The sequence below is a fragment of the Actinomycetospora chlora genome, assembly GCF_039542135.1.
Lineage (GTDB): Bacteria > Actinomycetota > Actinomycetes > Mycobacteriales > Pseudonocardiaceae > Actinomycetospora > Actinomycetospora chlora.
The window spans coordinates 13,406-32,146 of record NZ_BAABHO010000003.1 but is presented as its reverse complement, the minus strand read 5'-3'; the positions used below and the strand labels follow the sequence as shown (position 1 = coordinate 32,146).

The window sequence follows — 18,741 nt, the reverse complement described above, 5'->3', positions numbered from 1 at the left end:
TGATCTTCTGAGCGATAGCTCAGAAGATCACGCACGTACCGGTCAGCCCTTGGAGGCGACCTCGGCCTCGTACTTCTTGGTCATGTGGTCGACGGCCTCGAGCTGGGTGGCCGCGAACTCGTCGCGGCGCAGGCCCGCGCGCTCCTTGGCGGCCTGGGTCGACTCGGCGTGGGAGCGCCCGCCCCACGTCGTGCCCTGGAAGTGCGGCAGGACCTCCTGGGCGAGCAGCTCCCACGACCGCTTCGTGGCCGCCGGGTTGGCCCACTCGTGGCCCAGCAGCAGCATCGCCCCGAACCCGCCGGACTGGTCGGCCAGGCGCTGCACCTGCGCGCGCGCGTCCTCGGGCGTGCCGATCGCCCCGATGCCGGCCTCGTTGATGAAGTCGATCATCTCCTTGACGTCGCCGCCCTCGACCCCCATCTGCGGGAAGGCCGCGGTCTTCTGGAAGTAGCGGAACCAGTTCTCGATCCCGTACTCGACGTCGCGGTAGGCCTGCTCCTTGGTCTCCGCGATGTGCATGAGCCCGACCAGGCGCCACTTGCTGCGGTCCGGCGTCGGCTGCCCGTAGTGCTGGGCGCGCTCCTCGACCACGTTCCAGTGGTGGGCGAGCGCGTCGAAGCCGTCGGGGGTCAGCGTCGCGCCGATCGAGAGCAGGCCGACGCCGTGTCGGCCCGCCATCCGCGGCCCGGTGGGCGACGCGACGGCCGCGACGGTGATGTCGAAGCACGGCTCGGTGTAGGGCCGCAGCTGCAGCTGCGCCTCGACGAGGTTGTGGGTCTTGGTCTGCTCGGTGACCACCTCGCCGCGCAGCAGTCGCATGATGATGTCGAGGTTCACGTCGAGCAGCTCGCGCGTGTCGGTCGGGTTCAGCCCGATCATCGACGAGTCGCTCGGCAGCGAGCCGGGGCCGACGCCGAGCATCGAGCGCCCGCGGGTGAGGTGGTCGAGCAGCACCATGCGGTCGGCCACCCAGAGCGGGTTGTGGTAGCTCGCCGACGTCACACCGGTGCCGAGCTTGATCCGCCGGGTCCGCTCGGCGGCGGCCGCGATGAAGATCTCGGGCGACGCGATGATCTCGCTGCCCGCCGAGTGGTGCTCGCCGATCCAGGCCTCGTCGATGCCCAGGCGGTCGAGGTGCTCGATGAGCTCGAGGTCGCGCTGCAGGGCCAGGGTCGGGTTCTCACCGGCGCGGTGGAACGGGGCCAGGAACGTGCCGAAGCGCAGTCTGCTCACGGGGCTCTCTCCTGTCGGCTTCCTTGTATCCAAGCCGACCGTAAGCCGCGTCACAGCGACTCGTACAGACCCGAACACGGTCAGCGACGGGGCATCCAGAACCGCAGCAGCGCCCCGCCCTCGGGCGCCCGGCCCGCCGACACGCCGCCGCGATGGCGCTCGGCGACCTGGGCGACGATCGAGAGCCCGAGCCCGGACCCGCTCATCGTGCGGGCGTCCAGGGAGCGGTAGAAGCGCTCGAAGACCAGGTCGAGCTCCTCGTCGGCGATGCCGGGGCCCTGGTCGGCCACCTCGAGGACGGCGGTGCCCGGACGTTCCGGCGCGACGCCCGCGCGCAGCGTCACGCGGACCCGGCCGCCGGGCGGGCTCCACTTCGCGGCGTTGTCGAGCAGGTTCAGCGCCGCGCGCTCGAGGGCGTTCGCGTCCCCGGTGACCTCGCAGGAGGCCAGGTCGACGTCGAAGGCCACGTTCTCGGCCACCCCGCGGCGCCGGGCCCGGTCCAGCGCGCGCTCGACGACGTCGGCGAGGTCGAGGGGCTCGGCCGCCACCTCCGGCGGGTCGTCGCGGGCCAGCTCGACGACGTCGCCGATGAGGTTGGCGAGCTCGTCGACCTGGCCGCGCAGGTCGGCCTCGAGCTCCGCGCGGTCCTGTGCCGACAGCGTCGGCCCGCCGGGCTGGTCGGCCGCGCGCTGGGAGGCCATGAGCAGCTCGAGGTTGGTGCGCAGCGACGTCAGCGGGGTGCGCAGCTCGTGCCCGGCGTCGGCCACGAGCCGGCGTTGTCGCTCGATCGACGACGCCAGCGCGGCCAGCATGGCGTTGAAGCTCGAGGTCAGGCGGGCGAGCTCGTCGCCGCCGGTGACGGGGATCGGGCGCAGGTCCCCGGTGCGCGCGACGCGCTCCGTCGCCGAGATCAGCCGCTCGACCGGGCGCAGGCCGGCCCGGGCGATGGCGACCCCGGCCAGCACGGCGAGCAGCACGCCCGACGCGCCCGCCACCAGCAGCACCACGGCGAGCTTGCGCAGCGTCTGCTGGGTGGGGGCCAGCTCCTGGGCCAGCACCAGCGCCCGGTTCTCGCCGGCGTACACGGCGACGACGCGGTAGACCTCGCCGTCGGCGACGCCGGTGCGCACCGACGTCGGCGGGTCCTGGCGCGCGGCCGCGACCTCGGCGGCACCCAGCGGGGGGCTGTTGCCGCGCAGGGTGACGAACTCCGCGTCCGAGGTGACGATCGCGACCCGGACCTCGCCGGCCGCCAGCGCGTCGGACGACACCCGCAGCAGGATCGCCGGGTCGGCCAGGTCGCCGGACGCCGCGACCGTCGCGCGCTGGACGAGGCTCTCGTCGAGCTGGTCGTAGAGCGCCCGCTGAGCGGTGAAGAAGACGGCCACGGCGATGAGCGCCACCAGCAGCCCGCCGCCGACCGAGACGAGGATGCCCACGCGCCGGCGCAGCGGGATGCCCTGCAGCACGTGGCGGACCAGCCCCGGCCGGTCCTCCTCGTCCTCGCGGCCGTCCTCGCGGTCGTCGGTGACCTGGCCGGTCGCCGGGGTGGCCGGCGGGTCGGGGACGGTGCGGCCGTTGGCGGCCGGCTCGGGCGACCCGGCCGACCCGGTGGCACCGTCGTCGACGGGCGGCGCGCCGCCGGCCGACGGCTCCGTTGCTCGGTGGTCCACCCCACCAGCTTCCCCCGTCGCGCGGGTGGGCGGCGCGGGCGCCTGTCGGCGCGGGCGCGAGGGCGATGCGGGAGGCTGGGGACATGAGCGAGAACGACGCCGCCTCCGCCGCCCCGGACGGCTCCGGCACCCCGGGGACCGACCCGTCGCCCGGATCGACGTCGGCCGTCGCGGGCCCGGCCGAGAGCCCGACGGGCTCCCTGGGGGACGCCGGCGCCCGGCCCGCCGGTCCCGGCGGCGTGCGCTGGGCCGAGGGCACGGGCCGCGAGTACGACGGCGCGTCCCCGGCCACCGCGACCACCACCGAGGGCGCGACGCCCTACAGCGCCCCGACGCAGGTGACGCAGGTGCCGCCCCAGCAGCAGGGGCAGCAGCACGGGCAGCAGCAGGGGCAGCCGCAGGGCCCGCCGCAGGGCCCGCCGCACGGCCTCGGGAGCCCGACCGGCGCCGCGCACGCGACCGCGGCCTTCGGGCCCGCACCGACGTCCCAGCCGACGTCGTACCCGGCGACGGCGCCGCAGGGTGCACCCCCGGGCCCCGGCGGCTCCGGCGGGTACGGCTGGGGCAGCGCCGCGGCCGGGCCCGCGACGCCGCCCGGCGGCTTCCCCCGCGACACGGGCGGCGGCTGGGGCGGGGGACCCGGCGGTCCCGGCGGACCGGGTGGTCCCGGCGAGCAGTCCTCGTCCGGGCGCCGCCGACCGGGCACCCTCGCGATCGTCGCGCTCGCGCTCGTGGCGGGCCTGATCGGCGGTGCGCTCGGGGCCGCCGTCGTGGGTGGGCTCTCGGGCGGCGGGTCGACGTCGTCGCAGGGCACCGCGCTCGACCAGCCCGTCCCCGACGAGGCGCCGCCGCCCGGCCCGCCCGGATCGATCGAGCAGGTCGCGGCCACCGTGCTGCCCAGCGCGGTCCAGATCCGCGGCGCGGCGGGCGAGGGTTCCGGCATCGTGCTCTCGGCCGACGGGCTGATCATGACGAACAACCACGTCCTGCAGGCCGGCCAGGGCGGCGGGCTCGAGGCCGTCTTCTCCGACGGCCGGTCCGCGCCGCTGCAGATCGTGGGCACCGCGCCGGCCGCCGACATCGCGGTCGTGCGCGCGAGCGGGATCAGCGGCCTGCGGCCGGCCACGCTCGGCAACTCCGACCAGCTCGTCCAGGGCCAGACCGTCGTCGCCGTCGGGTCCCCTCTGGGGCTGTCCGGCACGGTCACCAGCGGCATCGTCAGCGCGCTGCAGCGACCCGTCGAGGCCGGGGGCTCGGGCTCGGGCCAGAGCAGCGTGCTCGACGCCATCCAGACCGACGCCGCGATCAACCCCGGCAACTCCGGCGGCCCGCTCGTCGACGCCCAGGGCCGGGTGATCGGGGTCAACACCGCGATCGCCAGCGTCACGGGCAGCAGCACCGGGGGGCAGGAGGCCGGCTCGATCGGCCTCGGGTTCGCCATCCCGGTGAACCAGGCGCGCCGGCTCGCCACCGAGCTCGTCGACACCGGGCAGGCGACCCAGGCCGTCATCGGCGTCGGGGTGGCCGACGCCCAGCCGCGCGGTGCCGCGATGGCCGACGTCCAGTCGGGCTCGCCCGCGCAGACCGCCGGCATCGCGCCCGGGGACGTCGTCGTCGGCGTCGACAACCGGGTCATCGAGGACGCCAACGCGTTCGTCGCGGCCATCCAGTCGCGGGCGCCGGGCCAGACCGTGACGCTGACCCTGCAGGCGCCCGGCGGGACGCGTCAGGTCACCGTCACCCTGGGCAGCCGGGTGATCGGCGGGCGCTGAGCCTCAGGCAGGGGTCAGCGCCACGAACGACCGGGTGCCCTCGGCCCGCTCGCGCACGACGAGCCCCGCCTCCACGGCGACCTCGTCCACCGCGTGCGGGCCGAGCACCGCCCACGGGAACCAGGGGCCGTCGGTGTCGAGGAGCGCGAGCGCGTCGTCCCCGGCGCTCTCCAGGTAGGCCGCGCCGCACCAGAGGCCCGCCCCGGGCTCCAGCTCGAGCAGGATCGTGCCGCCCGGCGCGAGCAGGGCGCGGCAGCGGCGCAGCAGGGCCACCGGGTCGCCCCCGATGCCGATGTTGCCGTCGGCGAGCACGACGTGGTCCCAGCGGCCCTCGCCGGGCAGGCGCTCGAAGGCGTCGCGGTGCAGCACGGCGGCACCGCGCTCGAGGCACCGCTCGACGGCCTGCACCGACACGTCGACGCCGAGCGCGGGCACCCCGCGGTCGGCGAGCGCGACGACGAGCCGGCCGGGGCCGCAGCCGAGGTCGAGCGTGGCGCCCGTGCAGCGCTCGAGCAGCCAGCCGTCGTCGCCGTCGGCGTCGTCGTGCCAGCGCTGCACGGCCAGCGGCAGCACCACCCCGTCACCGCGCACCAGCCGCTGGCTGTGCCCGGCGAGCGCCGCGTCGAACACGGCACCGAGCTCGGTCGGTGCCAGGCGGGGCGACGTCTGGGTCATCGTGGGAGGCCTCCGGGGAGGGGGAGCGCGTCCGCGACGGCGCGGGCGAAGCGGCCGGTGGGCACGAGGTCGGCCACCGCGACGGCGTCGTCGGGGGTGTCGACGTCGGAGAGGGGCGGCAGCTCGAGCACGAGGCCCGGGTGCCCCGCCCGCAGGGCGTGGAGCGTGCGGCGGCCGGTGTCGTCGCGCGAGGTCGGGACCTCGGTGATCAGCGACGCCCGCCGGGGATCGTCGAGCGCCAGGGCCCACCAGCCGCCGTCGAGCGCGAGGCCCAGGGCGGCACCGGCGTCGGTGGCGACGAGGTCGAGCGCGTCGGCGAGCAGGGCGGTGTCGACCTGCGGGGTGTCCATCCCGATCTGCACGCTGACGGCACCGGGGAACGCGTCGGCGACGTCCGCGTGGGCGGCCGCGATGCGCTCGCCCAGCGAGTCGCCGCGCTGGCGCACGACGAGGGTGCGGGCGAGGGCGTCGCCCAGCTCGTCGCGGCACGCGGCGTCGGCCGGGTCGCCCTCGAGGGCGACGACGACCCGCGCGCCGGGCACCGCCAGCGCCGCGTCGAGGGTGTCGAGGAGCGCCGCGGCCGCGACCTCGGCCGCGCCCGCCGGCGTGGCGGCGGGGGTGAGCCGGGTCTTCACGCGCCCCGCGACGGGGGCCTTCGCGAGCACGAGGACGACGCGGTCGACCGTCGTGACGGGCACAGGGGTCCGCATGGTGGGCGCGTTCGCGCCGGGGCGCGGCATCGGTTCGGCCCCTCGGGTCATCGCACGCTGCCTGGTGCGTCACCGGCGGTGGACGGTGTCCGGGAGGTCCGGGTGCGGGCCAGCGCGGCCGACATGTCACGCACCGCGCGCACGGTGCCCTTCACCGAGCCCGAGACCTTCGAGCGCCCGCCGGCCCGCGGCCGGTAGGCGACGTCGATTTCGCGGATCCGCCAGCCGGCGGCACCGGCGCGGATGAGCAGCTCGAGGGGGTAGCCGAAGGCCCGGTCGGTGATCCCGAGGTCGAGCAGGGCCTGCCGGCGGGCGACGCGGATCGGGGCGATGTCGCGCACGGCGACCCCGCGGGTGCGCATCAGCCCGGAGAGCACGAGGTTGCTGACGCGGGCGTGCCACGGCCACACGCCGCGGGCCTGCGGGACGCGGCGCCCGACCACGAGGTCGGCGTCGGTGTCGTGCAGCAGGCGCACCATCGCGGGCAGCTCGGCCGGGTCCAGCGAACCGTCGGCGTCGATCACCGCCACGACGTCGGTGCGCGTCGCCTCCAGCCCGGTGTGCACGGCGGCGCCGTAGCCGGGCCTCGCCTCGTGGACCACCAGCGCGCCGAGGCCCCGTGCGACCTCGGGCGTCCCGTCGGTCGACCCGTTGTCGCAGACGACGGCGTCGAACCCGTCGGGCAGCGCGGCGAGGACGCCGGGCAGCGCCTCGGCCTCGTCGAGACAGGGGAGCACGACGTCGACGCGTCCGGAATGCTCCTCGTGACCTTCCATCCCGGTCACGCTATGAGGTCGGGCGTGTGTCCGCCGCTCGGGGGGCGTCACCGTGCCGGGGGACCCGCCACGGTCGTGGCGGGCTTCCTCGTGGTCCGTACGGAGCACCGCAAGCCGACAACCGGCCCTCCTCACGCCGGGATCACCGGGCGCCCGTACCGTCCCGGCTGATGACGACCGAGCTGCGGAACCGCCCGGGAGCGGCCGGCGACCCGCCGTCGCCGACCCGCCCGCCCTTCCGCCTCCGGGGCGACCTGATCGCCGTCGTGGCCGCTGCGCTGCTGGTCACGGCGTCGTCCGTGGTCGGATGGGCGCTGATCGACGCCGGGGTGCCGGTGCTCGTGGGGTGGCCGCCGCTGCTCGCCGCGTGGCTGCCGCGGGTGGGGCCGGGGACGGTTCCGGCGATCGTGGTGGCGCTGCTGGTCGCTCTCGGTGGCCCCGCCGTGGCCCGCCGGCTGCGCTTCGGCCCGCTGCTCGCCGTGGCCTACGTCGCGTCGCTCGCGTGGACCTTCGCGCTCGCGACGATCGACGGGTGGATCGTTGGCGTCGCCGAGCGGCTGGCGACCCCGACCGAGTACCTCGTGGAAATCCCACGTACCCCGGACATCGCGCTCTTCCTCCAGACGTTCGCCGACCGCATCGCCGGGATCACCCCCGACACCCTCGTCACGCACGCCTCGGGCCACCCGCCCGCCGCGACGCTGTTCTACGTCCTGCTCGACCGGGTCGGGCTGCCCGGCGGCGGCTGGGCGGGCGGCGTCACCATCCTCGTCGGGGCGTCGGCCGTCGTCGCCGTCGCGATCACGCTGGCCGCGCTGGGCGACCGGGACCTGGCCCGCGCCTACCTGCCGTTCGGGGTGCTGGCCCCGGCCGCCATCTGGGTCGGCGTCTCCGCCGACGGCATGTTCGCCGCGGTGCTCGCCTGGGGCGTCGCGCTGTTCGCCCTCGGCGCCGTGCGCCGCGGGATCGGCGGGCACCTGCTGGGCCTGGCCGGCGGCGTGGTCATCGGGCTCTCGCTGTTCCTGTCCTACGGGCTGGTGCTCACCGGGCTCATCCCGGTCGTCATCGCCCTGCTCGTGCGCCGCGTCGCGCCCCTGGTCACCGGCGGCCTCGGCGTCGCCGCCGTCGTCGCCGCGTTCGCCGCCGCCGGGTTCTGGTGGTGGGAGGGCTACGAGCAGGTCCAGGTCCGCTACTACCAGCCCGGCGAGTACGGGCTGCTCCGGCCGTACGAGTACTGGGTGTGGGGCAACCTCGCCGCCTTCGTCCTCGTGCTCGGCCCCGCGGTGATCGCCGGCCTGCGCCGCGCCGCCTGGCGCCCCCGCGCCGCCCCGCTGGTCGTCGTGGCCCTCGCCGCCTGCGGGCTCGTGGCGGTGCTCGCCGCCGACCTCTCGGGGCTGTCGAAGTCCGAGGTGGAGCGGATCTGGCTGCCCTTCGCGGTGTGGACCGTGCCGCTGGTGGTGCTCCTGCCCCGGCCCTCGTGGCGCTGGTGGCTGCTCGCCCAGGCGGCCCTCGCGCTCGTGATCAACAGCCTGCTCGCGACGGTCTGGTAGGCGGCGGAACGAGCAGCGAACGGGTATCTCGCTGCTTCTACGCGCGCGAACTCCCCGTTGATCAGCCGACGGCGTCGCGCAGCGGGTCGGTGGCGAAGGCGGCGATACCGTCGGCGAACGACGTGCGGGCGCGGTAGCCCAGCAGCTCGGCCGCGCGGGCGGGGTCGGCGGTGACGTGGCGGACGTCGCCGGGGCGCGCACCGCCGACGATCTGCGGCGCCGGCCCGGCCATGGCGCCGGCGAGCGTGGTGGCGAGGTCGGCGATGGTGCGGACCTCGCCGGAGCACACGTTGAGCGGGACGCACCGGCCGTCCTCGGCCGGCGTCTCGAGCGCGGCGACGTTGGCCGCGGCGACGTCGGAGACGTGCACGAAGTCGCGCCGCTGGCGCCCGTCCTCCATCACCCGCGGGGCCTCGCCGCGCTCCAGGGACGACCGGAAGATCGACGCGACGCCGGCGTACGGGGTGTTCTGCGGCATCCGCGGGCCGTAGACGTTGTGGTAGCGCATCGCCCACACCCGCCCGCCGGTGGCGCGCGCCCAGGCGACGGCGAGGTGCTCCTGCGCGAGCTTGGTGGCGGCGTAGGTGCTGCGCGGCTCGAGCGGGGCGTCCTCGGGCACCAGCTCGCCGGCGAGGTCACGGCCGCAGTGCGGGCACGGCAGGTCGTAGCGGCCGGCGTCGACGTCGGCCTGCCGGCGCGCGGGCGGGGGCACCACGCCGTGCTCGGGACACGAGTAGCGGCCCTCGCCGTAGACGACCATCGAGCTCGCCATCACGAGGTCGCGGTGCCCCGAGCGGTACATCGCGGCGAGCAGGACGGCCGTGGCGACGTCGTTGTTCTCGGCGTAGTCCGGCGCGTCGTTGGGGTCGACGCCGTGCCCGACCATCGCGGCCTGGTGGCACACCGTGTCTACCTGCGGCAGCAGCCGGTCGAGCAGCCCGGCGTCGCGGACGTCGCCGCGCACCAGCTCGTAGCGGTCGAGCCACGGCGGCGCCTTGCCCTCGGCGTGCGCCTGGGGCAGCAGCGCGTCGAGCAGTACGGGGGTGTGGCCCCGCTCGGCCAGGAGGTCGGCGATGTGCGAGCCGATGAACCCGGCCCCGCCCGTGAGGAGAACGCGCACCCGCGCACGCTAACCGGCCGGGCGGTGCTCGTCCGGGCGGGTGTGCCACCGGGCCGACGCCGTGCCCGGTGTGCCCGGCTACGTTGGGCGCCATGACGAACCAGCCGCTGCACGGCGGCGAGGAGGAGCTGCTGGGACGGGCGCTCGTGGTCGTGGTCGACGACCGGGTGAGCCGGGGCGAGACGTCGGACACGATCGGGCCCCTGGTGACCGAGCTGCTCGGCGAGGCGGGCCTGGTGGTCGACGGGACGATCGTCGTGCCGGGGGAGTCGGTCGCGATCCGCAACGCGCTGAACACCGCGGTCATCGGGGGTGTCGACCTCGTGGTCACCGTCGGAGGCACCGGCGTCTCGCCGCGCGCGGTCACCGCCGACGCCACCGCCGGCGTCCTCGACCGGCCCATCCCCGGCATCGCCGAGGCCATCCGCGCCTCGGGGCTCGCCGCCGGCGCGGTGGACGCCGGGCTCTCGCGCGGGCTGGTCGGCGTCTCGGGCAGCACCCTCGTGGTGAACCTCGCGTCCTCCCGCGCCGCGGTGCGCGACGGCATGGCCACGCTCACCCCGATGATCTCGCACGTCGTCGCCGAGCTGTCGGGGATGGAGGAGCACTGAGCTCCCCGCCCGGCGACGGGTCGGAGGACGGGCCCGACGACGAGGCCCGGCGTCGCGCGGCCCGCCGGGCCGCGATCTTCGGTGACGACGTGGTGTCGTCGGCGGACGAGCGCGACCCGGGCGGTGCGGCCGACGGGGCGCCCGACCCCGGCGACGACGCGGACCGCCGCCGCTACGAGGCCGAGCGGCCGCCGCACCACGACCGTCCCTGAGGCGCTCACCGCGGTACCCGTGCCCGGACCCGGGCGGCCTCGCGGGTGAGGTGGTCGCGTTCCGGGACGCTCGGGGCGAGCCGGGCGGCCGCGGCGTAGAGCTCGGCGGCGAGGTCGAGGTCGCCGGCGCGCTCGTGCAGGTAGGCGCGCGAGGCGGTGTGCCGCGGCAGCCCGGGATCGAGCTCGGCGAGTGCCGCGAGCCCGGCCCGCGGCCCGTCCGCCTCGCCGAGGGCCACCGCGCGGTTGAGCCGCACCACCGGCGAGTCGGTGAGGCGCAGCAGCTCGTCGTACCACTCGACGATCTGCACCCAGTCGGTCTCGCCGGTGCTGGGGGCGTCGGCGTGCAGCGCGGCGATCGCGGCCTGCGCCTGGTACTCGCCGAGGTGGTCGCGGGCCAGCGCGGCCTGCAGGACGGCGACGCCCTCGGCGATGAGCCGGGTGTCCCAGCGCGCGCGGTCCTGCTCGGCGAGCGGCACGAGCCGCCCGCCGGTCCCGGTGCGGGAGTCGCGGCGGGCGTGGTGGAGCAGCATCAGCGCGAGCAGGCCGGCGACCTCGGGCTCATCGGTGAGCGCGGCGAGCTGGCGGGCGAGGCGGATCGCCTCCGCGGCGAGGTCGAGATCGCCGCCGTAGCCCTCGTTGAACACGAGGTAGAGCACGCGCAGGACGGTCGCGAGATCGCCGGGCCGGTCGAGCCGGACGTCGCCGATCCGCTTCTTCGCCCGGCTGATGCGCTGGGCCATCGTCGCCTCGGGGACGAGGTACGCCGCCGCGACCTGCCGGGTGGTCAGGCCGCCGACCGCGCGCAGGGTCAGCGCCACGGCCGCGGCCGGCGGCAGGTCCGGGTGGGCACAGAGGAAGAAGAGCCGCAGCGTGTCGTCCGTGCCGGGCGCCTCGCCCGGGGGCGGCTCCGCCTCGACCGTGTCCTCCCGCCCGCGCCGCGACGCCTCGGCGCGGGCGGCGTCGAGGAATCGGCGCCACGCCGCGGCCACCAGCCAGCCCTTCGGATCGCGCGGCGGGTCGTCCGGCCAGGCGCCGAGCGCCCGGATCAGGGCTTCCTGCACGGCGTCCTCGGCCGACGCGAAGTCCGCCCCGCGCCGGACGAGGACACCGATCACCGCGGGCACGAGCTCCCGCAGCAGCGACTCGTCCACGACCGTCAGTCCGTCGAGCCGGGCGTGCCCGTGAGGAACGGCCGGACCTCGAGCCACTCGTGGATCGGCTCGCCGCCCGCGCCCGGCGCCGCGGAGAGCTCGGCGGCGAGCTGCGTCGCCCGCTCCCAGGACTCGACGTCGATGATCATCCAGCCGGCGATGAGGTCCTTGGTCTCGGCGAAGGGCCCGTCGGTGACCGGCGGGCGCCCCTCGCCGTCGAAGCGGACGAACGCGCCCTCGGCGGCGAGGGCCTGGGCGTCGACGAACTCGCCGCTCTCGCGCAGGCGGTCGGCGAAGTCCTGCATGTACTGCATGTGCGCGTCGACCTCCTCCGGTGTCCACCGGTCCATCGGCGTGTACTCGATGCCCGGGTGACCCGGTCCCCCGCGGTAGTGCTTGAGCATCAGGTACTTCACGGTGATCTCCCTGTCGGTCGTGGCGGCCCCTGCCGGCCGCTCGCACCCCGGGGACGGAGCCGCGGCCGCGTCCTCGACACCCTGGGCGCAGGAATCTTGCGGCGGGCCTCAGCGCAGCGTCACGGTGACCTCCTCGCGCAGCGACACCGTCGCCACCCGCGCCGCGAGACCCGCGGGCAGGGCGACCACCACCACGGGCGCCGCGCCGGCGGTGCGCTCCGGCGCGGGCAGCACGGCGAGCACCACCGCGCCCGCCGCCAGCACGGCCGGCTCGCCGGGCACCTCATCGGCGGTCGCCCCCGCGTCAGCCGGGGAGCCCGCGGCCACCAGGTCGACCCGCGTGCCCGGGGTCAGCAGCACGGCCACGCCCGCGTCGGCCAGGCGGACCGGCACCCCCGCGGCGTCGGGCACCCCGGCGGCCGCGACCGCCGCGGCCGGGCCGAGCAGCCGCACGTCGGTCAGGGCCTCGCCGGCCCGCACGCCACCGACCACCTGGCGTCCCGCCACCGCGGCCGGCTCGGCGAGCGCGCCCGCCGGCACGAGCTCGTCGGGCACCGGCCGCACCGCGACGTCGGCGGGACCGAGCGCGGTGCCCGGCGCGAGGTCGCGCACCGCGACGAGCACCGGCGTCCCCGGCGGCGTCACGCCGGGTGCGGCGAGCAGCGCGGCGGCGACCACGACGAGCAGGGCCGCGGCCGCCCGCCGCAGCGCCACCGTCCGCCGCCACCCCGGCGGCGGCAGGCGCCACCGTGACCGGCCCCGCCGTCCCTCGTGTCCTCGCACGTCGTGGACGGTAGGGGCGGGTCCGGCGGGGAGCCCAGCACTGCTCGCGGACCTGTGGACGCGAACGGCGGATGGGGACGGCGTCCGGAGCCGGCAGCGGTCAGGCACCCCCGGTCGGGTGTGCACGACCCGCCCGGCGCGAGGGCGTCCTGCCGCCGCGGGTAGGTTGCCGCGTCGAGGACGCCGAGTGGGAAGTGGGCGGGCGCAGGCATGGCCGTGGTGCTCGTGCTGCTCGCGACGATCGCCAACGCGACCGCCCTCGTGCTCCAGCGCAAGGCCGCCCAGGACAGCGCCCGCTCGCGGGGCATCAGCGCCGGCTCGTTGCGCGACATGGTCCAGCGCCCGGCGTGGCTGGTCGGCACGTCGATCTTCGCGGTCGCCGTCGCCCTGCAGGCCACGGCCCTGAGCCTCGGGTCGATCGCCCTCGTGCAGCCCGTGCTCGTCATGGAGCTGCCGTTCACGCTGCTGCTCGGCTGGCTCGTCCTGGGCGGCGCGCTGCGGCGCCGGGAGTGGATCGCCGTCGCCGTCATGTCGGTGGGCCTGGTCGTGCTGCTCGTGTCGCTGCAGCCCAGCGGGGGAGACGCGCTCGGCGCGGGCGCGGTCGTCTGGATCCTCGGCACGCTCGTGACGATGGGCCTGCTCGGGCTGACCACGGCCGTCGCGAAGCGGTCGCCCCCGGTCGGGCGCGCCGCGTTCTACGGCATCGCGGCGGGTATCGGCTCCGGGTTCGTGGCGGTGATCGTCAAGGCGATGACCGAGGCCCTCGCCGAGGGCGGGCTGGGCCAGGTCGTGACGACCTGGCAGAGCTACCTGCTGATCCCCGTCGCGCCCGCCGCGTTCCTGGTGCTGCAGCACGCGCTGCGGGCCGGGCGGCTGCTCGCGTCCCAGCCCGGGCTCATCCTCGGCAACCCGCTGCTCTCGTCAATCTGGGGCGTGGGGCTCCTGGGCGAGGAGGTCAACGGCGGGGCCGCCGTCGTGGGCGGCATCGCCGGCGCGGTGCTCATGACCGTCGGGGTCTTCCTGCTGTCGCGCTCACCGCTGCTCGCGGCCCAGGAGGGCGGTCCGCGCGACCGGCCGACCACCGGCCGGCAGGGCACCGTCGAGCGACGTCGACCCCTCTAGGGCCACTCGCCCGAGGACCGAAACGTCGTCGCCGTCACCCATCAGGGTGATGTCCGGTGACTCCGGCAACCGGACGCGTCCCGATCCGTCTTCCGGAGTGCGAGGACCTCGACGCCGGCCGCTGGGGAGCGGGTGGGTGTCGGGTCGGTCCGGGACGCCGACTCGGGGTCGGCGTCCCGGACCTCCCCTCGCAGGGGGTGGGGCTCAGGCCGACTTCGCGGACGATCCCGACGTCGCCGAGGACCCGCTCGATCCGGACGACCCGGAGCCGCTCGAGGACGAGCTGCTCGACGAGGAGCCGGAGTCCGACGAGCTCGCGGCCTTCTCGCCGGAGCCCTTGTCGCCCGAGCCCTTCGACTCGCCCGACGACGACTCGGACTTCTCCGACGAGGAGGACGTCGACGACGTCGCGCCCGCACGCGCGTCGTTGCGGTAGAAGCCACTGCCCTTGAACACGATCCCCACCGACGAGAACACCTTGCGCAGCCGCCCGCCGCACACCGGGCACTCGGTCAGCGAGGGGTCGGAGAACGCCTGGACCTGCTCGAAGCGGTGGTCGCAGGCGGTGCAGGCGTAGGGGTAGGTCGGCACGTGCACTCCTGATGTCGTCCGCCCCGCGAGTCCGGGGTGGTGGTGTCCGCCGCGCAGTGTAGATGGCACTCGCGCACTGCGAGTGCCAACGCCGGGAGCGTCACCGCTGTTCCGTCGCGGCCGTCGGCGTGTCGTGCCGGCGAGGATGTGGCGATCCTGGCGCCCGGTGCCAGCAATGCCGCGTTGCTGGCACCGGAGGTGCCCTCACCCGCCGAGCGGCGCCAACCCCGTCGAGGGGCGCCAGACGGCGTGGACGGGGACGTCGTGGGGCTCGGCGGGGAGGTCGTCGGCGACGAGCCCGTCGTCGTCCACCAGGGCCACGAGCCGCGTCGCCGGGCCGGCGAGGGGGAGGCTGCGGTCGTAGTGCCCGCCGCCGCGGCCCAGGCGCACGCCGCGGCGGTCGACCGCGAGGGCGGGGACGACGACGAGGCCGGCGTCGGCGATCGCGCCGGGGCCCCGCCGCGGGCCGGTGGGTTCGCGCAGGCCGTGCGGGCCGGGGCCCAGCGACGCCGGCCCGTCGTACTCCGCCCAGTCCAGGGGCGCGTCGCCGACCGTCACCGGGAGCAGCACACGCCGCCCGAGCGCCCGGGCGGCCTCGAGCACCGGCAGCCCGCCCGGCTCGCCACCGACCGCGACGAACAGGCAGACCGGGTCGGGCACGCCCGCCACCACCGCCGGCAGGGACGCCACGAGCAGTGCCGCGTCGACGCGCTGCTGCTCGGCGGTCCGCGCCCGGCGCGCCGCCAGGAGGGTCCGCCGGAGCTCGGCCTTGGTCACCCCCGCAGGGTCTCGCCGTCGGCGACGTGGCGCGGGCCCTCGACCGCGACGTCGCCGGTGACCGTGACGTCCGCCCCGAACGTGACGTCGCCGGAGACGGTCAGCGAGGACGCCCCCACCAGCGACGGCGCGCCCCCGGGGAAGCGGCGCTCGAAGTCGCCGAGCAGCTTGAAGCCCGTGTCCAGCTTCACCACCGGCGCGGGCCCGACGGGCACCATGCGGCCGTCGTCGGTGAGGTCGTAGAGGTCCGAGCGGGCGACGAGCAGGTCGTCGGTGGTCTTGACCGGCGCGAACCGGCTGCGCGGCACCTCGATCGCCTGCGCGCCCTCGATCGACCCGATCGCCGCGCCCATGGCGGTCTCGAGCTGCAGCACGGCCGTCGAGGAGGAGTCGGTGGGGTCGACCGTCTTCTTGTTGACGATCAGTGGCAGGTACGGCGCCGCCGGGTCGGCCTCCTGCAGCGCCCGCAGGTGCTCGAGGTCGAACCACAGGTTGTTGGTGTTGAAGTAGCTGAACCGCTCGATGTCCTGGAACGACTCGTCGCCGTCAGGCACCTGCGCGGTCTCGCGGAGCACGAGCGCACCGCTGTCCGACGGGTCGAGCTCCGCTCCGCTGCGTCTCCGCAGTCGCGCCAGGTGCCCGCCCTTGCGGTCCATCGCCGTCCGTCGCGCCACCTCGAGCGCGAACGGGACCTCCCGCGCCGCCATCCACGCCGCGACGCGCACGTCGGGGACCGCGCCGAGGTTGTCGGAGTTCGACACGAAGCACCAGCGCACGCCGGCGGCCAGCAGCCGCTCCAGCGCCCCCGACGCGGCGAGCGCGGTGTAGAGGTCGCCGTGGCCGGGCGGGCACCACTCCAGGCGCGGGTCGGCGGGCCACGACACCGGCGTCCACGTGTCGGCGCGCAGCTTCGGCTCGACGCCCTGCAGGAAGTCCAGCGGCAGCTCGGGGTCCTCGAGCCCGGGGTGGCGGCGCAGCGCGGCGAGCGAGGGCTCGCGGGTGCCCTCGGAGTCCATGAGCAGCAGCGGGAGGCGTGCGCCGTGGCGTTCGCGCAGCGCCAGGGTCTGGCGGGCGACGGCGTCGAGGAAGCTCGTGCCGGGCTTGATCTCCAGCAGCGACTTCGGCCCGTCGAGACCCATGCTCGTGCCGAGGCCGCCGTTGAGCTTGATCACCGCGAGCCGGTCGAGCGCCGCCCGGGCGTCCGCGTCGGAGGGCTCGCCCAGCGCGTCGAGGGTCGGCAGGTCCCCGACCTCGTCGAGGTCCTCGCCGGGCACGACGGCGCTCTCCGGCTCGGCCAGCTGCTCGAGGCGGCGGCGGAACGCCTCGACCTCGGCGGGGTGGGCGTCCCGTGCGGTGAGGGCGGCCAGGGCCTGGTCGAGATAGGTGTCGACGGAGGACATGGGCCCATGGTCCCGCGTGCCACGCCAGGGCCGACCCGCGGTCCCGGGCGCGTCGGAACCCGCCGCGGCGCACTCGCCGTAGGACGATGGTCTCCATGCGGAGGCGGACCCGGTGAGGACGGTGGAGGCCCAGCTGCGACGCGTGCTCGACGCGGCGGTGCGCCCGGCGCCCCTGCGGGTCGACATCTCCTCCGCCCAGGGCCTCATGTGCGCCGAGGAGATCACGGCCGACCGCGCCCTGCCCGGGTTCGACCAGGCGGCCGTGGACGGGTTCGCCGTGCGCAGCGTCGACGTGCGCGCCGCGGCCGAGGAGCCCGTCGAGCTGCCCGTGGTCGGCGAGGTCGCCGTCGGCTCGCGCCAGGCGCACCGCCTGCAGCCCGGCCAGGCCGTCCGCGTGGCCACCGGCGCGCCGCTGCCGACGCTCGCCGACGCCGTCGCCCCCTACGACCACACCGACGCCGCCGACGACCCGTCGGCCCGGGGGACGGGTCACCGGGCGCGCCTCACCGTCAAGACCCCCGTGCCGTCGGCGGGGTGGGTCCGCCGGGTCGGGGAGGACGTCGCGCCCGGTGACGTGGTCGTGCGCCGCGGCGCCGTCGTGGGGCCCGCGCAGGTCGGGCTGCTCGCCGCGGTGGGGCGCAGCAAGGTGCTCGTGCACCCGCGGCCCCGGGTCGCCGTGCTGGCCGTCGGCGACGAGCTGGTCGACCTCGACCGCACGCCGGGCACCGGCCAGGTCGTCGACGTCAACTCCTACGCGCTGGCCGCGGCGGCCGCCGACGCCGGCGCCGAGGTGACGCGCCGCGGCATCGCGTCGACCGAGGCCGCGGCGCTGCGCGAGGCCGTGGAGTCGGCGCTGGCGCGCTCGGAGGTCGTGGTCATCGCCGGCGGGGTCGGCGGGCGCCTCGGCGAGGACGTCCAGGACGCGCTGGCCGCGCTCGGGCCGGTCGACATCTCGCGGGTCGCCATGCACCCCGGCTCCGTGCAGGGGTTCGGGCGCCTGGGCACCGAGGAGGTCCCGACCTTCCTGCTGCCGGCCGACCCCGTCTCGGCGCTGGTGGTGTTCGAGGTCCTGGTCCGGCCGCTGATCCGGCTCGCGCTGGGCCGCGCGGAGCTGCACCGCCGCGAGGTCACCGCGGCCCTGCTCTCACCGGTCGCCTCGCCGCCCGGGCGGCGCAGCTACGTGCGCGGACGCCTGCTGCGCGACCGGCACACCGGCGACTACCTGGCCCAGCCCCTGGGCAGCTCCGGGTCCCACCTGCTGTCGTCGCTCGCCGAGGCGAACGCGCTGATCGTCGTCGACGAGGACACCACCGAGCTCGGCATGGACGCCCCCGTGCGGGTGTCGTTCCTCGCGCCGCGCACCTGAGCGCCGCCGCGTCGGTGCGAGGAGGATCCCCCGCGTGACCCGTGCCCCGTGGGGCGGGGCCCGGCCGACCGGGCGCCACCCCGGCTGGCCCGCGCGCACCCGCGCCCTGCGGGTGCCCGCCGGCGTCGTGTCGCTGCGACCGGTGCGCCTGCGCGACGGCGGCGCCTGGTCGCGCATCCGCCTGCGCGACGAGGAGCACCTCGCGCCGTGGGAGCCGACGCTGCCGGGGCCGTGGGCCGACCGCAACGCGCTCGCCGAGTGGCCGGCCCGCTGGGGCGCGCTGCGCTCGATGGGCCGGGCCGGGCAGGCGCTGCCGTTCGCGCTGCTCGTCGACGGCGAGTTCGCTGGCCAGGTCGTGGTGGGCAACGTCGTGCGCGAGCCGCTGCTCTCGGCCTACGTCGGCTACTGGGTCAGCGCCCACGTCGGCGGTGGCGGCGCGGCGACGGCGGCCGTGGCGCTGGCCGTCGACCACTGCTTCGCGCGGGTCGGGCTGCACCGCATCGAGGCGACGGTGCGGCCCGAGAACGTCCGCAGTCGCCGGGTGCTGGAGAAGCTCGGGTTCCGCGAGGAGGGCCTGCTGCGGCGCTACCTCGAGGTCGACGGCGACTGGCGCGACCACCTCGTCCTCGCCGTCACCGAGGAGGACGTCCTCCCCGACGGCCTCGTGCAGCGGCTCCTGCGCGCGGGCCAGGCCGAGCGCGCGTGACCGAGACCGACGACATCACCCACACAGCCCAGACGTCGACCTTGACTTGACCCCCGGTCGAGTGGCAGGGGGCCGGGGACCCCGGGGGTCGAGGTTC

At 76.5% G+C, this 18,741-nt stretch carries 19 protein-coding genes; 7 read left to right on the top strand and 12 right to left on the bottom strand.

The features are described from left to right. Positions 1-42: 42 nt before the first annotated feature. Together ABD994_RS02390 and ABD994_RS02385 are read right to left on the bottom strand one after the other, a co-directional pair. The gene (locus tag ABD994_RS02390; RefSeq protein WP_345410768.1) at positions 43-1,233 is read right to left on the bottom strand and encodes an LLM class flavin-dependent oxidoreductase; all 1,191 of its coding nucleotides are present in this window, start codon (positions 1,231-1,233) and stop codon (positions 43-45) included. 80 nt (positions 1,234-1,313) lie between these two features. Next, positions 1,314-2,906 (bottom strand): HAMP domain-containing sensor histidine kinase, encoded by a 1,593-nt coding sequence (locus ABD994_RS02385; RefSeq protein ID WP_345410767.1) that lies wholly within the window; start codon positions 2,904-2,906, stop codon positions 1,314-1,316. 83 nt (positions 2,907-2,989) lie between these two features. On the opposite strand from ABD994_RS02385, the gene ABD994_RS02380 reads away from it, so the two are divergent. Continuing rightward, positions 2,990-4,678, top strand: a complete 1,689-nt coding sequence (locus ABD994_RS02380) for a S1C family serine protease (protein ID WP_345410766.1) — start codon at positions 2,990-2,992, stop codon at positions 4,676-4,678. Between the two features lie 3 nt (positions 4,679-4,681). Here ABD994_RS02380 and ABD994_RS02375 read toward each other — a convergent pair whose 3' ends face one another. Genes ABD994_RS02375 through ABD994_RS02365 form a run of 3 tightly spaced genes read right to left on the bottom strand, consistent with a single transcriptional unit; the run spans position 4,682 to position 6,839 of the window. Next, complete coding sequence (locus ABD994_RS02375) at positions 4,682-5,353, bottom strand: class I SAM-dependent methyltransferase (RefSeq protein ID WP_345410765.1); 672 nt, start codon at positions 5,351-5,353, stop codon at positions 4,682-4,684. Beyond that, positions 5,350-6,051 carry a TIGR04282 family arsenosugar biosynthesis glycosyltransferase gene (locus ABD994_RS02370; protein ID WP_345410764.1) on the bottom strand — a complete coding sequence of 234 codons (702 nt, stop codon included), beginning with the start codon at positions 6,049-6,051 and terminating at the stop codon, positions 5,350-5,352. The genes ABD994_RS02375 and ABD994_RS02370 overlap by 4 nt, the downstream gene beginning before the upstream one ends. 59 nt (positions 6,052-6,110) lie before the next feature. Further along, positions 6,111-6,839, bottom strand: a complete 729-nt coding sequence (locus ABD994_RS02365; protein ID WP_345410763.1) for a glycosyltransferase family 2 protein — start codon at positions 6,837-6,839, stop codon at positions 6,111-6,113. Positions 6,840-7,009: 170 nt separating this feature from the next. On the opposite strand from ABD994_RS02365, the gene ABD994_RS02360 reads away from it, so the two are divergent. Next, complete coding sequence (locus ABD994_RS02360) at positions 7,010-8,389, top strand: hypothetical protein (RefSeq protein WP_345410762.1); 1,380 nt, start codon at positions 7,010-7,012, stop codon at positions 8,387-8,389. Between the two features lie 61 nt (positions 8,390-8,450). Here the strand turns inward: ABD994_RS02360 and ABD994_RS02355 are convergent, their stop codons facing one another. Continuing rightward, positions 8,451-9,509 (bottom strand): NAD-dependent epimerase/dehydratase family protein, encoded by a 1,059-nt coding sequence (locus ABD994_RS02355; RefSeq protein ID WP_345410761.1) that lies wholly within the window; start codon positions 9,507-9,509, stop codon positions 8,451-8,453. Between the two features lie 92 nt (positions 9,510-9,601). On the opposite strand from ABD994_RS02355, the gene ABD994_RS02350 reads away from it, so the two are divergent. Both ABD994_RS02350 and ABD994_RS02345 read left to right on the top strand, forming a co-directional pair. Continuing rightward, the gene (locus tag ABD994_RS02350) at positions 9,602-10,120 is read left to right on the top strand and encodes a MogA/MoaB family molybdenum cofactor biosynthesis protein (RefSeq protein WP_345410760.1); all 519 of its coding nucleotides are present in this window, start codon (positions 9,602-9,604) and stop codon (positions 10,118-10,120) included. A gap of 89 nt (positions 10,121-10,209) precedes the next feature. Further along, complete coding sequence (locus tag ABD994_RS02345; RefSeq protein ID WP_345410759.1) at positions 10,210-10,332, top strand: hypothetical protein; 123 nt, start codon at positions 10,210-10,212, stop codon at positions 10,330-10,332. Between the two features lie 5 nt (positions 10,333-10,337). Here the strand turns inward: ABD994_RS02345 and ABD994_RS02340 are convergent, their stop codons facing one another. From ABD994_RS02340 to ABD994_RS02330, 3 genes are all read right to left on the bottom strand, one after another. Then, complete coding sequence (locus ABD994_RS02340) at positions 10,338-11,483, bottom strand: RNA polymerase sigma factor (protein WP_345410757.1); 1,146 nt, start codon at positions 11,481-11,483, stop codon at positions 10,338-10,340. A 5-nt stretch (positions 11,484-11,488) separates the two neighbouring features. Next, positions 11,489-11,887, bottom strand: coding sequence for a YciI family protein (locus tag ABD994_RS02335; RefSeq protein ID WP_345410944.1), 399 nt, complete (start codon positions 11,885-11,887; stop codon positions 11,489-11,491). 120 nt (positions 11,888-12,007) lie between these two features. Next, positions 12,008-12,682 carry an SAF domain-containing protein gene (locus ABD994_RS02330; protein ID WP_345410756.1) on the bottom strand — a complete coding sequence of 225 codons (675 nt, stop codon included), beginning with the start codon at positions 12,680-12,682 and terminating at the stop codon, positions 12,008-12,010. A gap of 210 nt (positions 12,683-12,892) precedes the next feature. Here ABD994_RS02330 and ABD994_RS02325 point away from each other — a divergent pair, with 210 nt between their 5' ends. Next, positions 12,893-13,804 carry a DMT family transporter gene (locus ABD994_RS02325; protein WP_345410755.1) on the top strand — a complete coding sequence of 304 codons (912 nt, stop codon included), beginning with the start codon at positions 12,893-12,895 and terminating at the stop codon, positions 13,802-13,804. 204 nt (positions 13,805-14,008) lie between these two features. On the opposite strand, the gene ABD994_RS02320 is transcribed toward ABD994_RS02325, so the two are convergent. From ABD994_RS02320 to ABD994_RS02310, 3 genes are all read right to left on the bottom strand, one after another. Then, positions 14,009-14,395 (bottom strand): FmdB family zinc ribbon protein, encoded by a 387-nt coding sequence (locus ABD994_RS02320; RefSeq protein WP_345410754.1) that lies wholly within the window; start codon positions 14,393-14,395, stop codon positions 14,009-14,011. Between the two features lie 204 nt (positions 14,396-14,599). Further along, a complete protein-coding gene (locus ABD994_RS02315) occupies positions 14,600-15,172 on the bottom strand; it encodes a 5-formyltetrahydrofolate cyclo-ligase (protein ID WP_345410753.1) in 573 nt (190 codons plus the stop codon). Next, on the bottom strand, positions 15,169-16,572 hold the full coding sequence (locus ABD994_RS02310; protein WP_345410752.1) for a UTP--glucose-1-phosphate uridylyltransferase: 1,404 nt from the start codon (positions 16,570-16,572) through the stop codon (positions 15,169-15,171). The genes ABD994_RS02315 and ABD994_RS02310 overlap by 4 nt, the downstream gene beginning before the upstream one ends. A gap of 112 nt (positions 16,573-16,684) precedes the next feature. On the opposite strand from ABD994_RS02310, the gene glp reads away from it, so the two are divergent. Both glp and ABD994_RS02300 read left to right on the top strand, forming a co-directional pair. Beyond that, positions 16,685-17,938, top strand: coding sequence for a molybdotransferase-like divisome protein Glp (gene glp, locus ABD994_RS02305; RefSeq protein WP_345410751.1), 1,254 nt, complete (start codon positions 16,685-16,687; stop codon positions 17,936-17,938). Between the two features lie 34 nt (positions 17,939-17,972). Further along, positions 17,973-18,644, top strand: coding sequence for a GNAT family N-acetyltransferase (locus ABD994_RS02300; RefSeq protein WP_345410750.1), 672 nt, complete (start codon positions 17,973-17,975; stop codon positions 18,642-18,644). Positions 18,645-18,741: the final 97 nt, after the last annotated feature.